Raw genomic sequence first — 13,384 nt, forward strand, 5'->3', positions numbered from 1 at the left:
AACCGAGATGCCCGTCATCGCGATCGTGCTGTTCGCCGTCTTCGCCACACTCGGATTCGGTTGGCGCAGCTGGGTTCAGCGCCGCCGCACCGGGTCCACCGGGTTCAAGGGCATCAGTGGGCGGCCCGGCTCGATCGAGTGGTTCGCCGGAGTGGGGTTCCTCGCCGCGATCGTCGTGGCCGTGGCGGCGCCGGCGTTGCAGTGGGCCGGCCTGGTCGAGCCACTGCTGACCGCCACCTGGGTCCACGGGGCCGGGATCGTCATCGCAGCCGCGGGGATAGGCGCAACCGTGTACGCGCAACTGGAGATGGGCGATGCCTGGCGCATCGGTGTCGACGCGTCGGAGAAGACGACGCTGGTGCGCACCGGCGTGTTTGCGCGGGTGCGCAACCCAATCTTCACCGCGATGATCATCTTCGCCTTCGGCGTCATGCTGGTAACCCCCAACGCGGTAGCCGTGCTCGGATTCGCGGTCCTGGTGGTCACGATCGAACTGCAGGTCCGCGCGATCGAGGAGCCCTACCTGCGGGCCGTGCACGGCGCCACATACCGCGACTACCTGGCCACCGTCGGGCGCTTCGTCCCCGGCGTCGGCACCGCTACTCGGTAGGGATCGACCGCTCGATCTCGTCAAGCCAGGTACGGGCCGACATGTCCGAGGGCGCCCGCCAGTCCCCCCGCGGCGACAGGGATCCGCCGTGGGACACCTTGGGCCCGTTCGGCAATGCCGAACGCTTGAACTGTGAGAACGAGTAGAACCGTTGCGCGAAGACCTGCAACCAGTGGCGAATCTCGTTGAGCGAGTAGACCGGACGTTTGTCTTCCGGAAATCCGGGTGGCCAGTCACCATGCGACGCGTCGTGCCAGGCATGCCAGGCCAGAAAGGCCACCTTCGAGGGCCGGAACCCGAAGCGCAGCACCTGGAACAGTGAGAAATCCTGCAGCACATACGGTCCGATCTTGTCCTGGGTGCTCTGGATCTCCTCGTCCTCTCCGGCAGGGACAAGTTCGGGGCTGATCTCGGTGTCGAGCACCGACTGCAGCACCTCGTTGACCGCCGAGTCGAACTGGTCGGAGGAGATCACCCACCGGATCAGGTGCTGGATCAGGGTCTTGGGCACCCCGCCGTTGACGTTGTAATGCGACATCTGGTCGCCCACACCGTAGGTGGACCAGCCGAGCGCGAGCTCGGAGAGATCGCCGGTGCCGAGCACGATCCCGCCGCGCTGGTTGGCCAGGCGGAACAGGTAATCGGTGCGCAAGCCGGCCTGAACGTTCTCGAACGTGACGTCGTAGACCTTCTCCCCGCGCGCGAAGGGGTGCTCGAGCTCGGTGAGCATCAACTGCGCCGTCTCGCGGATGTCGATTTCGGCGAAGGTCACACCGAGGGTCTCACCGAGGCGGACGGCGTTGCCCTTGGTGCGGTCACCGGTCGCGAAGCCGGGCAGCGTGAACGCCAGGATGTCGCTGCGCGGGCGGCCCAGCCGGTCCATGGCGCGGGCGGCGACGATGAGCGCCTGCGTGGAGTCCAGACCGCCGGACACCCCGATGACCACCTTCGGTGAGCCGATCGCCCGTAGGCGTTGCTCCAGACCGGAGACCTGAATGTTGTAGGCCTCGTAGCAGTCCTGTTCGAGGCGGGTGGGATCGGACGGGACGAACGGGAACCGTTCGATGTGCCGCCGCAGCCCGATGTCGCCGGCCGGTGGATCGAGCCGGAACTCGACGCGGCGGTACCGATCGGCGCCGATGTCGTGGTGGACGCGGTTGTCGTCGAAGGTTCCCATCCGCAATCGTTCCGCACGCAGCAGTTCGAGATCGACGTCGGCAACCGAGCGCCGGACACCGGCCGGGAATCGTTCGGACTCGGCCAGGCACTCACCGTTCTCCCAGATCATCGTCTGGCCGTCCCAGGCCAAATCGGTGGTCGACTCCCCCTCTCCGGCCGCGGCGTAGACGTAGGCCGCCAGGCACCGCGCCGACGCCGAGCGGGCCAACAGCGTCCGGTCCTCGGCTCGGCCGATCGTGATGGGGCTGCCGGACAGGTTGGCCAGCACCGTTGCCCCGGCCAGCGCCGCTTCGGCGCTGGGCGGGATCGGTACGAACATGTCCTCGCAGATCTCGACGTGCAGCACGAACCCGGGCAGATCGGTGGCGGCGAACAACAGGTCCGCGCCGAACGGCGCGTCGACGTCCCCGATCCGCACGGTGCCACGGACATCGTCGCCGGCCGCCATCTGGCGTCGCTCGTAGAACTCCCGGTAAGTCGGCAGATAGGACTTCGGCACCACGCCCAGCACCCGGCCGCGGTGGATGACCACGGCGGTGTTGTAGATCCGATGCCCGAAACGCAGCGGCGCCCCTACGACCAGCACCGTCATCAGATCGCCGGATCCGGCAGCGACCCGCAGGACCGCCTCGTGCACGGCGTCCAGCAGCGCGTCCTGCATCAGGATGTCCTCGATCGAATACCCCGACAGCGTCAACTCGGGAAAGACGGCCAGCGCCACACCGTCGGCGTCACATTCGCGCGCCACCTCCAGCACGGACTCGGCGTTGGCGACCGGATCGGCGAGAGCCACCTGTTGTGTGCACGCTGCGACACGGACGAACCCCTGCTGATACGCCGAGAAGAAATCCATGCCTCATTGTTGCCCGCATCGGTCACGGATATGCACAGCCCCACCCACGCGGCCTCGGCGCGTACGCCTTACCGAGGGTTCCCCATGGTGCGCCGGGGGCGTATTGGCCTGTCGTTTCCCGGCGCGCACCGTGGGTGATCCCGCGATTTTCCCTGGGGCGCGCAAGGTGGGCACATGAACAAGGTTGCCACCCAACGCCCGTCGTTCCCGCTGTTGTCCGACCTCGCCGAACTGCTCGACCACGTCCCGGCCTTCGTGGCGTTACGGCCGCTGTTCGACTTCCGTTCGATCCGTATCGAGGACGAAATGTACGACGACGTGTACCAGATCCGGGCCGAGGTTCCCGGCGTCGATCCCGAAGAGGACATCGAGGTGACGGTGCGCGACGGCCGGGTCACCATCACCGCGCAGCGGTCGCGCACCGGCGAGCACAGCGGACGGTCCGAGTTCGCCTACGGGTCGTTCAGTCGCAGCGTCGCCCTGCCCGACGGCGCCGACGAGGACGATGTGAACGCCGTCTACGACCGCGGCATTCTCACGGTCTCGGTGCCGCTGTCCGACGAGCATCGGGCCGAGCGCCACATCGAAGTGGTGGAGATCATGGCCTTCGAACACGATGACGACATCGACGACGACATCGATGACGACGACGAGATCGACACCGACACCGACGACGACGAGATCGACGACACCGACACCGACGGCGAGATCGACGACGCGGGGATCGACGACCATGCCGGGGCCACCGCGGATCCCACCAACGGCGACCGTCCTGACCAGCTCGAACACAGCCACGGGGGTTGATCGCCTACATTCGATGGGGTGGAAGCACCCGAACTCGTCGCCCTGCTGCAGGGCAGGCGTGTCGCGGTACTCACCGGAGCGGGCATGTCGACGGACTCCGGAATCCCCGACTACCGCGGCCCTGATTCACCGCCGAGCAATCCGATGACGATCCGCCAGTTCACGTCCGACCCGGCTTTCCGGCAGCGTTACTGGGCACGCAACCATCTCGGGTGGCGGCACATGGATGCCACGCTCCCCAATGCCGGCCACCGTGCGGTGGCGGCACTGGAGCGGGCCGGGGTGGTGTCGGGGGTGATCACCCAGAATGTCGACCTGCTGCACTCCAAGGCCGGTAGCGACATGGTCATCGACCTGCACGGCACCTACGCACGGGTGGTCTGCCTGGACTGCCGCCACACGATGTCGCGTGCTCACCTTGCCGAGCTCCTCGAAGCGGCCAATCCCGGTTTCGCCGACCACGCCGCGGCCGTCGGGGGGATCGCGGTCGCCCCCGACGCCGACGCCGTGGTGTCCGACACCGCATCGTTTCAGGTGGTGGACTGTCCGAGCTGCGGCGGGATGCTCAAGCCCGACATCGTGTATTTCGGCGAAAGCGTCCCGAAAGACCGTGTGGAACAGGCGTACTCACTGGTCGACGGGGCGGACGCACTGTTGGTGGCCGGCTCGTCGCTGACCGTGTACTCCGGATTCCGGTTCGTGCGACACGCGGCCGCCGCCCGGACTCCGATCGCGATCATCAATCGAGGCCCGACCCGGGGGGACGAACTCGCCGACGTCAAGATCGACAACGGCTGCTCGCCGATGCTGGCGCTGCTGGCCGACGAGCTCTCCACCGTCGGTTCGGCCGTCACCAGCTGACGGGCATCTCCCGAGACCACCGCCCACGCTGGTGGTGATGGTCGAACGCACCTGCCGTGTGTTGCAGACCGGTACCGGTCCCGCGTCAGACAGCCACCAGGTCGTCGGCGTGCACGGCCGGCCGACGCATCTCGGCAGGCAGGTCCGACGTGGACCGGCCGAGCATGGTCGCGAGTTCAGCGGCATCGTAGGCCACCACGCCGCGCGCGACCATCGTGTTGTCCGGGTCGCGCAGTTCGACGACGTCACCGCCGTAAAACCGCCCCGACACTGCGGTTATCCCGGCGGGCAGCAGGGAACGACGTTGGCGCACAACGGCTTTGACCGCACCCGCATCCAGGGTCAGCACGCCTGAGGACTCGGCGGCGTACCGGACCCAGAATCGGCGTGCCGACATGCGTCCGTGGCGCGGCGCGAACACCGTGCCCACCGACGCGCCGTCGAGCGCCGCAGCCGCCTCGGATGCGGCGGCCAACAACACCGGCACACCGGCGTCGGCGGCGAGCAGTGCCGAGGACAGTTTGGAGACCATCCCACCGGTCCCCAGATGACTGCCGCGGCCCGCGGTAACGCCTTGGAGATCGGCCGGTCCGCCGACCTCGGGGATGAAACGCGCGTTTCCCTTACGCGGGTCGCTGTCGTAGAGCCCGTCGATGTCGGACAGCAGAATCAGCGCATCGGCCCCCACAAGGTGGGCCACCAATGCCGAGAGCCGATCGTTGTCCCCGAATCTGATCTCGTTGGTTGCGACCGTGTCGTTCTCGTTGACGATCGCCACCGCGTGCAGTGCACGTAACCGGTCCAGGGTGCGCTGGGCGTTGGTGTGCTGCACCCGCATCGAGATGTCGTGTGCGGTGAGCAGTACCTGCCCGACCGTGCGGCGGTAGCGGCCGAACGCCGCACTCCACGAATTGACCAGTGCAACCTGCCCCACGCTGGCGGCGGCCTGCTTGGTCGCCAGATCGGTCGGTCGCTTGGTGAGACCCAGCGGCTCGATACCGGCCGCGATCGCGCCCGAGGACACGATCACCACATCGGAGCCGGCCTTCATCCTGGCTTCGATCGCGTCGGCCAGACTTTGCAGTCGGCCGGCGTCGAACACCCCGGCCGGGGTGGTGAGCGCCGTGGTACCGATCTTGACGACAACCGAGCGCGCGGTTCGGACAGCTTCCCGGTGAACGGAATTCACTCGACGTCGAGCTCCTCATCGACATGCTCGCGGCGCGCCCTGCGGGCGGCCTTGCGCTCGTCGGCCGAGACCCGGTCGGTCTGTTCCAGCCGAATGTCGGTGCCCCGCCCGGTCAGCGGGACATCGACACCGGCGGGAGTCTGCGGTTCCCAGTCGAAGGTCATGTCACCGATGGTCACCGCGCAGCCGGGCCGGGCACCGCGTTTGAGCAGCTCGTCCTCCACGCCCAGCCGGGCCAGCCGGTCCCCCAGGTAGCCGACGGCCTCGTCGTTGTCGAAGTTGGTCTGCGCGACCCACCGCAGCGGACGAGTGCCCTTGACGACGAAGCCGCCCCGCCCGTCGGATTCGACGGAGAATGCCGTCTCATCGACCGGGATCGGTCGGATCACCGGACGGCGCGGCACCACGGCCGGCTGCGCCGCCCGGTATCCGGCCACCATGTCCCAGAGCGCGAACGTCAAGGGCCGCAGACCCTCCCGGCTGACAGTCGAAATCTCGAACACCGGCCAACCGAACTTGTCCGCGACTTCGGCGCGGACGAAATCGGCCAGCTCGCGCGCGTCGGGAACGTCGATCTTGTTCAGCACCACCGCCCGTGGGCGTTCGGCCAGATCGCCGAGCGTCGAATCGCCTTGCAGGGTCGGTGTGTAGGCCGCGATCTCGGCTTCCAGCGCCTCGATGTCGGAGACCGGGTCACGACCCGGTTCCAGCGTCGCGCAGTCGACGACATGGACCAGCACGGCGCAACGTTCGATGTGCCGCAGGAAGTCCAGTCCGAGCCCGCGCCCCTCGGAGGCGCCCGGGATCAGACCGGGCACATCGGCAACCGTGAAGGTGTGCTCACCCGCGGAAACCACACCGAGGTTGGGAGCCAGCGTGGTGAACGGGTAGTCGGCGATCTTCGGCTTGGCGGCGGAGATGGCAGAGACCAGAGACGACTTCCCCGCCGACGGAAAGCCGACCAGTCCGACGTCGGCGACCGTCTTCAGTTCCAGGGTGAGGTCGCGGGCCTCACCTTTCTCGCCGAGCAGCGCGAAGCCGGGAGCCTTGCGAGCCCGGGACGCCAGCGCAGCGTTTCCCAGGCCGCCACGACCGCCCGCGGCGGCCTCGAACCGGGTCCCTGCACCGACCAGGTCGGCAAGGATCTGGCCCTGTTCATCGAGCACGACGGTGCCGTCGGGAACCTTCACTTCGAGGTCGGCGCCTGCGGCGCCGTCGCGATTGCTGCCTGCGCCCTGTTTACCCGACGGTGCCACCACATGAGGGTGGAAGTGGAAGTCGAGCAACGTGTGGACCTGCGGATCGACGACAAACACGATGCTGCCGCCACGGCCGCCATTACCGCCGTCGGGACCGCCGAGAGGTTTGAACTTCTCGCGATGGACCGAGGCGCAGCCGTTGCCGCCGTTGCCCGCCCGCGCGTGGATGACAACGCGGTCTATGAAGCGGGGCATCGACGATCCTTTCCATGACGAGGTCTACGTGTGGTGCGCCTGAGCCCGGGAGCCGTCAGCGCACAACGTCGACTTCGACGTCAAGGACCTCAGGCGTCGGCGCGGGTGACGCGGACGATGTTGACGAACTTACGTCCACGCTTGGTGCCGAACTCCACCGCGCCGGGCGCCGTGGCGAACAGTGTGTCGTCACCGCCGCGACCGACGTTGGTGCCGGGATGGAAGTGAGTACCCCGCTGGCGAACCAGGATCTCGCCGGCCTTGACGACCTGCCCGCCGAACCGCTTGACACCGAGCCGCTGGGCGGCGGAGTCGCGACCGTTGCGTGAGCTGGAAGCGCCCTTCTTGTGTGCCATGTCTTGTCGCTCCCGTCGTTACTTGATACCGGTGACCTTGAGCACCGTCAGCTGCTGACGATGCCCCTGGCGCTTGTGATAACCGGTCTTGTTCTTGAACTTATGGATCCGGATCTTGGGCCCCTTGGTGTGCTCGAGGACCTCTCCGGTGACCGCGACCTTCTCCAACGCCTTCGCGTCGGTGGTCACATTCGCCCCGTCGACGACCAGCGCGACCGGCAGCGTCACCGAGGCACCGGGCTCCACATCGAGCTTCTCCACCTTGACGATGTCACCGGCGGCGACCTTGTACTGCTTGCCACCGGTCTTGACGATCGCGTACGTGGCTGTTTTGGCTGCCATCGCTTGGTCTTCCTCTGCTGTGCGTGCGGGCGCGCATCACCCGGAGTGTGCGTGCGGTCTGGGTTGCGGGATCTCATCCCGTCTCCGGCCCGCCGTAGGCAGGCCCTGGAGACAACTGGTCAAGGGTACGTGACCAGCGGGTAGAGGGTCAAACCGCTCAGTCTTGAGCGGGCGGACCAGCGGGTCGCGCCGCGGCGCGCCTGCGTTGCCGTCCTCGCGGAGCGGCCGTGACGACCGGCATCTCCCCGAAGCCCACGGCTGAGCCTTCGTCCTCGTCATCTGAGTCCTCGTCGTCCGAGTCCTCGTCGTCTGAGTCCTCGTCGTCTGAGTCCTCGTCGTCCGAGTCCTCGTCGTCCGAGTCCTCGTCGTCCGAGTCCTCGTCGTCCGAGTCGAGATCGATCACGTCCTCGTCGTCCGAGTCATCCTCGTCGTCTGAGTCGAGATCGATCACGTCCTCCTCGTCCGAGTCATCCTCGTCCGAGTCATCCTCGTCGAAGTCGTCCTCGAGCTCGTCGTCCTCGGTGTCGGCCTCCTCGGTCGCCACCAGCGCTGCGTCGGCGTCCAGTTCGGCGACTTCTTCGGGCGGGACCGCGTTGCCGTCGTCGTCTTCGTCTTCGGGTTTGCCGTTGGCGGCGGCCATCGCTTTGAACATCGGGTGGTCGCCGGGTGAGTGCGCCGGCACCTTGGGGACGTGCACCTCCTGCTCGGTCCGCCCACCGCGCTTCCCGCGCTTGCTGCGGCGTCCGCCGCCGGACTCGGCCTTGCGACCGTTGGCCGGCGGGCCGGAATCAACCGGGTCACCGTGCAGCGTGATGCCCCGGCCCGCGCAATGCGTGCAGGTGGTGGAGAACGCTTCGATCAGGCCGGTGCCGAGCTTCTTACGAGTCAGCTGCACCAGCCCCAGTGAGGTGACCTCGGACACCTGGTGGCGGGTGCGGTCCCGCGCGAGCGCCTCGGTCAGCCGACGCAGCACCAGATCGCGATTCGATTCCAGCACCATGTCGATGAAGTCGATGACCACGATGCCGCCGATATCGCGCAGCCGCAGTTGACGGACGATCTCCTCGGCAGCCTCCAGGTTGTTCCGCGTCACCGTCTGCTCGAGATTCCCGCCGGATCCGGTGAACTTGCCCGTGTTGACGTCCACCACCGTCATCGCCTCGGTGCGGTCGATGACCAGCGTTCCCCCCGAAGGCAACCACACCTTGCGGTCCATGGCCTTGGCGAGTTGTTCGTCGATACGGTGCACCGCGAACACGTCCGGGGCGGTTCCGTTCTCCGAGGAGCCCGCCGGCTCGTACTTGGTCATCCGCGGAAGAAGTTCGGGAGCCACGGCGGTCACATAGTCGTGGATGGTGTTCCAGGCGTCGTCGCCGGACACGGTCAGGCCGGAGAAATCCTCGTTGAACAGGTCGCGAATCACCTTGACCAGCACATCGGGTTCCTCGTACAACGCCACCGCGGCGCCGGCCTTCTTGGCGCTGACGTCGGCGGCCTTGGACTCGATCTCACTCCAGCGCTGCTGCAGCCGCTCCACGTCGGAGCGGATGTCGTCCTCCTTCACGCCCTCGGAGGCGGTCCGGATGATCACCCCCGCATCGGACGGGACGACCTCGCGCAGGATCTCCTTGAGACGCTGACGCTCGGTGTCGGGGAGTTTGCGGCTGATACCGGTCGACGACGCACCTGGCACGTACACCAGGTAGCGGCCGGCGAGCGAGACCTGCGTCGTCAGGCGCGCGCCCTTGTGCCCCACCGGATCCTTGCTGACCTGGACCACGACGTAGTCGCCGGGCTTGAGGGCCTGCTCGATCTTGCGCTGCGCGCCGCCGAGTCCGGCCGCTTCCCAGTTGACCTCACCGGCATAGAGCACACCGTTGCGGCCACGGCCGATGTCGACGAACGCCGCCTCCATCGAAGGCAACACATTCTGCACGATGCCCAGGTAGATGTTGCCGACCAGCGAGGCCGACGCCGCCGAAGTGACGAAGTGCTCGACGACCACCCCATCTTCGAGAACAGCGATCTGGGTGTAGCGGGCGCCTTCGTGCGGGGGCTCGGTGCGGACCTTGTCGCGGATCACCATCATCCGCTCGACCGCTTCGCGACGGGCGAGGAACTCCGCTTCGCTCAGGATCGGCGGTCGGCGCCGACCGGCGTCGCGGCCGTCCCGGCGGCGCTGCCGCTTGGCTTCCAGCCGGGTCGACCCGCTGATCCCCTGGATCTCGGAATCCGACGACGTCTTCTCGCTCTTCGCCGACTTCCGGGGCTCCCGCTCGTGGACGACGGTGTTGGGCGGGTCGTCAGGCGAGCCGCCGTTCTCGCTGTCAACGTCGGAACCGGACTTGCGCCGCCGCCGACGCCGCCGACGACGACTGCCGCCGTCACCGCCGGAGCCGTCGTCGTCACCGCTGTCGTCGTCGGTGTCGTCGTCGGACTCGGCCTTGTCACTGTCGGCATCGGTGTCCGTGTCGGAATCGGTGGCCGCATCGTCACCGTTCTGCTCACCGCGACCCCGTCCTCGTCCACGCCGCCCGCGGCGACGGCGTTTGGCCGCGGGGCGGCCGGACTGGTCGTCGTCGGAGTCGGAATCCGAGTCGTCGCCGTCGTCGGAATCGGAATCCGAGTCGTCGCTGTCGTCATCATCGTCGAGGTGGTCGTCGAAGCGCACGGGCTGCGGCGCGACGAACAGCGGCAGGTAGTCGGCGGGTTCGGCGGCCGCGGACGCGGTGGGTGTCTCCAGGATCAGCCGGGATTCCGGCTCTTGCTCGGCGGCCGGCTCGACCTCGGCGGCCGGCTCGACCTCGGCGGTCGGCTCCACCTCGGGGGCCTCGTGCCGCGCCTGGGCCGGCTGCTCGGGTTCGCGTGTTTCGGCGTCCGTCTGGGCCTGCGGCACCTCGGGCACGGAGGTCGCCGGCGGCTCGAGCTCTGTGGCGGCCAGCGCTTCCCGCACCTTGTCGGCCTCGTCCCGGCCCACTGTCGAATGGGCGCTGCGCGCCCGACCGTCGAGTTCGATCAGCGCGTCGATGATCCGCCTGCTCGTGGTGCCGAGCACCCGCGCCAGCGAGTGGACCCTCAGCCGTTCGGGCGTCGGCGCGTCCTTCGCGCCCTTGGACGGCTCGGCGACGAGCTGAGGCTCGTCTGCGAGGTCGTCGGTCGATGCGTGAAAATTCTCATTGTCGGCCACGTATTCTCCTCAAGCCCCCGGGCGCGTCGAGTACGACGCGGCCACGCGAGGGCTTCCGATTGTGTACCCGGGCTACCTACTCCCGGACTTCTTATGGTCTTGCTCCGAGCGATCCCGGAGGAACGATCTCGGTGCCGGTCTGAATGATGGCTGGACGGTCCGCGCCGCACCGCGGTTTACGGTGGTCGCGCTGTCTAAGTCTTCATTCGGGTGGCCGACCCGGGTTGTAAGGCCGGTCACCCGCGACCATTATCCCACATCTCGGGGAGTGCCCCGCAAAGGCGGGGTTAGCTCGGGCGGGTCGGCCGCTAGCGGCCGGGGAACCAGAGCTCGATCTCGCGGACGGCCGAGTCCGGCGAATCGGAGCCGTGCACCAGGTTGAATTGGGTCTCCAACCCCAGGTCACCACGGATGGTGCCCGGTGTCGCCTTCTCCACCGGATCGGTCCCACCGGCCAGCTGGCGGAACGCGGCCACGGCACGCGGACCCTCCAAGATCGCCGCCACCACGGGGCCCGAGGTGATGAACTCGAGCAGCGACGGGAAGAAGGGTTTGCCCTCATGCTCGGCGTAGTGGGCGCGGGCGAGGTCGTCGCTGACGTTCTTCAGCTCCAGTGCGGCGACCGTCAGCCCTTTGGCTTCGATCCGGCTGATGATCTCTCCGATGAGGCGGCGCTGCACACCGTCGGGCTTGATCAAAACGAGAGTTCGCTCAGTCACGGGTCACAGACTAGTCGTCGACCGGTCGCTGCCCCGGAAGGAGCCCTCGCTTCTGCCGGCGCAGCACCTCTGCACGCAGATAGGCGATCAGCAACCAGACCATCAAGAACAGCACGCCGATGAAGCCGACGCCCGGATACAGCAACCAGCCCGCGATCAGGCCGAGCTGAACGCCCAGGTTGGCCCAGATCGCCCACGGGCGACCCTGGATCCCCGCCATCAGCAGCAACAGCACCGCGAAACCGATGACGTAGGCAGTCGACCAGCCCGTGAGACCGGGCCCGACCGCGCCCACCACCGGCAGCGCCAACAGCACCACGATGGCCTCCAGGATCAGCGTGCCGGCCATCACCCCACGGAAGCTCTTCCACGGATCCGGAGCGGCCGCGCCGGCGGCGTTCGGATTGCTCACGCGGGGTCCTTCCCGAACAGGGTCCGGGCCGCGCCGGCGGTGACGACCGAACCGGTGATCACGATGCCCGAACCACTCAGGCCCACCGCATCGCCGTCGGTCCCGGTGTCCTCGACCAGCGCGGTGGCCGTCTCGATCGCATCGGGCAGGGTCTGGGCTGTGATGACGCGTTCGGGACCGAAGATCTCCTCGGCCTTGACCGTCAGCGCCGTCACCTCCAGGGCACGCGGTGAACCGTTGTGGGTGACCACGATCTGATCCAGGACGGGTTCGAGTGCGGCCAGGATGCCGTCGGCGTCCTTGTCCCCCATCACCGACACGACGCCCACCAGAAACCGGAAGTCGAACTCGTCGCGCAACGCCTCCGCCAGCGCGGCCGCCCCACCCGGATTGTGTGCAGCGTCGACGAAAACTGTTGGCGCGCTACGCAGACGTTCCAGCCGTCCGGGGGATGTGACAGCGGCGAAACCGGCGCGTACGGCGTCGACGTCGAGCTGTCGTTGCGCGCCGGCACCGAAGAAGGCTTCGACAGCCGCCAGCGCCAGCACCGCGTTGTGGGCTTGGTGTTCGCCGTGCAGGGGCAGGAAGATCTCGGAGTAGACACCCCCCAGACCCTGCAACTCGAGTAGCTGCCCGCCGATCGCGATCTGTCGGCCCAGCACCGCGAACTCGGAATCCTCGCGGGCCACGGCCGCGTCCGCGCGCACCGCCTGCGCGAGCAGCACTTCCATCGCCTCGGGCGCCTGGCGGGCCATCACGACAACGGTGTCGGTCGGAATCAGATCGTCGGCTTGGCGGGTGATGATGCCGGCCTTCTCGGCCGCGATCTCGGCGATGGTGTCACCGAGATAGTCGGTGTGGTCCAGCCCGATGGGGGTGATGACCGCCACCGGTGCGTCGACCACGTTGGTGGCGTCCCAGCGGCCGCCCAGTCCGACCTCGACGACGGCGACGTCGATGGGCGCGTCGGCGAACGCCGCGAACGCCATCGCCGTGACAACCTCGAATTTGCTCATGCGCGGTCCACCGGCGGCCTCGGACTGCCGGTCGACGAGTTCGACGAACGGCTCGACCTCCCGGTAGGTGTCGACGTAGGCGGCCGGGCTGATGGGCCTGCCGTCGATGGAGATACGCTCCACCGCCGACTGCAGATGCGGACTGGTGGTGCGCCCGGTGCGCCGGTGCAGCGCGGTCAGCAGCGCATCCACCATTCGGGCCACCGACGTCTTGCCGTTGGTGCCGCCGATGTGAATGCAGGGATATCCGCGCTGCGGCGACCCGAGCAGCTCCATCAGCGCCGCGATCCGCGCGGTGCTCGGCTCGATCTTGGTCTCCGGCCAGCGCTGGTCGAGCAGATGCTCGACCTGCAACAGCGCGGCGACCTCGTCGGGGGTGGGCTCGGGCGATGACATGACGCG

At 67.8% G+C, this 13,384-nt stretch carries 11 protein-coding genes and 1 pseudogene; 3 read left to right on the forward strand and 9 right to left on the reverse strand.

The genetic code is table 11. The features are described 5' to 3' along the window. The first annotated feature begins 7 nt into the window (after positions 1–7). Positions 8–610 (forward strand): methyltransferase family protein, encoded by a 603-nt coding sequence (locus ACNUDN_RS18360; protein WP_419123223.1) that lies wholly within the window; start codon positions 8–10, stop codon positions 608–610. Here the strand turns inward: ACNUDN_RS18360 and ACNUDN_RS18365 are convergent. Beyond that, complete coding sequence (locus ACNUDN_RS18365) at positions 600–2,642, reverse strand: NAD(+) synthase (protein WP_419123224.1); 2,043 nt, start codon at positions 2,640–2,642, stop codon at positions 600–602. The two genes, ACNUDN_RS18360 and ACNUDN_RS18365, sit on opposite strands and share 11 nt — an antisense overlap. Positions 2,643–2,816: 174 nt before the next feature. Between ACNUDN_RS18365 and ACNUDN_RS18370 the strand changes: the two are divergent. Together ACNUDN_RS18370 and ACNUDN_RS18375 are read left to right on the forward strand one after the other, a co-directional pair. Next, positions 2,817–3,233, forward strand: a pseudogene (locus tag ACNUDN_RS18370) (Hsp20/alpha crystallin family protein); the annotation flags it as partial. 231 nt (positions 3,234–3,464) lie between these two features. Beyond that, entirely contained in the window at positions 3,465–4,307 is an 843-nt protein-coding gene (locus tag ACNUDN_RS18375; RefSeq protein ID WP_419123225.1) for an NAD-dependent protein deacetylase, read from the forward strand. A gap of 85 nt (positions 4,308–4,392) precedes the next feature. On the opposite strand, the gene proB is transcribed toward ACNUDN_RS18375, so the two are convergent. From proB to folC, 8 genes are all read right to left on the reverse strand, one after another. Beyond that, positions 4,393–5,496: a glutamate 5-kinase gene (proB, locus tag ACNUDN_RS18380; protein WP_419123226.1), complete on the reverse strand. Its 1,104-nt coding sequence runs from the start codon at positions 5,494–5,496 to the stop codon at positions 4,393–4,395. Beyond that, the gene (gene obgE / locus ACNUDN_RS18385; protein WP_419123227.1) at positions 5,493–6,950 is read right to left on the reverse strand and encodes a GTPase ObgE; all 1,458 of its coding nucleotides are present in this window, start codon (positions 6,948–6,950) and stop codon (positions 5,493–5,495) included. The genes proB and obgE overlap by 4 nt, the downstream gene beginning before the upstream one ends. An 89-nt stretch (positions 6,951–7,039) precedes the next feature. Then, positions 7,040–7,306, reverse strand: a complete 267-nt coding sequence (gene rpmA, locus ACNUDN_RS18390; RefSeq protein WP_419123228.1) for a 50S ribosomal protein L27 — start codon at positions 7,304–7,306, stop codon at positions 7,040–7,042. A gap of 18 nt (positions 7,307–7,324) precedes the next feature. After that, the gene (rplU, locus tag ACNUDN_RS18395; RefSeq protein WP_419123229.1) at positions 7,325–7,648 is read right to left on the reverse strand and encodes a 50S ribosomal protein L21; all 324 of its coding nucleotides are present in this window, start codon (positions 7,646–7,648) and stop codon (positions 7,325–7,327) included. Positions 7,649–7,805: 157 nt separating this feature from the next. After that, positions 7,806–10,835, reverse strand: coding sequence for a ribonuclease E (rne, locus tag ACNUDN_RS18400; protein ID WP_419123230.1), 3,030 nt, complete (start codon positions 10,833–10,835; stop codon positions 7,806–7,808). A gap of 308 nt (positions 10,836–11,143) precedes the next feature. Next, complete coding sequence (gene ndk / locus ACNUDN_RS18405; protein WP_419123231.1) at positions 11,144–11,554, reverse strand: nucleoside-diphosphate kinase; 411 nt, start codon at positions 11,552–11,554, stop codon at positions 11,144–11,146. Between the two features lie 10 nt (positions 11,555–11,564). Beyond that, positions 11,565–11,903, reverse strand: coding sequence for a DUF4233 domain-containing protein (locus ACNUDN_RS18410; RefSeq protein WP_419125215.1), 339 nt, complete (start codon positions 11,901–11,903; stop codon positions 11,565–11,567). A gap of 59 nt (positions 11,904–11,962) precedes the next feature. After that, positions 11,963–13,378, reverse strand: a complete 1,416-nt coding sequence (gene folC / locus ACNUDN_RS18415) for a bifunctional tetrahydrofolate synthase/dihydrofolate synthase (protein ID WP_419123232.1) — start codon at positions 13,376–13,378, stop codon at positions 11,963–11,965. Positions 13,379–13,384 lie beyond the last annotated feature (6 nt).

Origin of the sequence: Mycobacterium sp. smrl_JER01 (assembly GCF_048513595.2) — a bacterium.
GTDB lineage: Bacteria > Actinomycetota > Actinomycetes > Mycobacteriales > Mycobacteriaceae > Mycobacterium.

Bases quoted from the DNA above. Each gene is read 5' to 3' on its own strand.
- rpmA (WP_419123228.1), bottom strand. From the start codon at position 7,306: ATGGCACACAAGAAGGGCGCTTCCAGCTCACGCAACGGTCGCGACTCC.
- ACNUDN_RS18360 (WP_419123223.1), top strand. From the start codon at position 8: ATGCCCGTCATCGCGATCGTGCTGTTCGCCGTCTTCGCCACACTCGGA.
- rplU (WP_419123229.1), bottom strand. From the start codon at position 7,648: ATGGCAGCCAAAACAGCCACGTACGCGATCGTCAAGACCGGTGGCAAG.
- folC (WP_419123232.1), bottom strand. From the start codon at position 13,378: ATGTCATCGCCCGAGCCCACCCCCGACGAGGTCGCCGCGCTGTTGCAG.
- ACNUDN_RS18410 (WP_419125215.1), bottom strand. From the start codon at position 11,903: ATGGCCGGCACGCTGATCCTGGAGGCCATCGTGGTGCTGTTGGCGCTG.
- ACNUDN_RS18365 (WP_419123224.1), bottom strand. From the start codon at position 2,642: ATGGATTTCTTCTCGGCGTATCAGCAGGGGTTCGTCCGTGTCGCAGCG.
- obgE (WP_419123227.1), bottom strand. From the start codon at position 6,950: ATGCCCCGCTTCATAGACCGCGTTGTCATCCACGCGCGGGCGGGCAAC.